Source organism: Oleiphilus sp. HI0061 (genome assembly GCF_001635675.1).
In genome coordinates, this window is sequence record NZ_LWFE01000799.1 from 1 (window position 1) to 578 (window position 578).

The 578-nt window shown below is 47.6% G+C and carries 1 protein-coding gene; it reads right to left on the reverse strand.

All coding sequences use genetic code 11. From position 1 onward, the window contains the following. The coding region (serB, locus tag A3735_RS09655) for a phosphoserine phosphatase SerB (RefSeq protein WP_068638000.1) at positions 1-578 on the reverse strand (578 nt) is incomplete at both ends.

Consider the following 578-nt stretch of genomic DNA (forward strand, 5'->3'; position numbering starts at 1 on the left):
GCTTATCCTGCAGCCCTTTAGCAAAGTATGTAAAACCGCCCGATAAAATAGCAGTCTTGTAACCCAGGCTTTTTAGCGTTGAGATCAACCTTTCTGCACCTTCAGTCATCTTAAGGCGCGCAGCTACTTTGCTTAGCACTTCTTCGCTCAAACCTTCCAATAAACCAACACGCCGAGCAAAGCTCTCAGTAAAATCAATCTCACCACGCATGGCTTGCTCGGTGATTTCAGATACCTGATCTCCGACACCCGCTTCTTTCGCCAGCTCATCGATCACTTCTGCTTCAATTAAGGTGGAATCCATATCAAAAACCACCAAACGACGATTACGGCGATAAATTGTGTCTTCCTGGAAGGCGATATCGACGTTAAGCTCACTGGCAATCTTTAAAAAGTCAGCTCTCAACGCCTCAGCATCCGGCACATTTCCGCGAACAGAGAACTCCAAACATGCCTGGCTCGACTGAGGATCGACATCCAAACCACGACGCCCGGACAGTCGGGTAATGTTGTCGATATTCAAATCATGCTCCGCAGTCACTTCAGAGACTTTAGCAATTTGCTCTGCAGTGATCAGG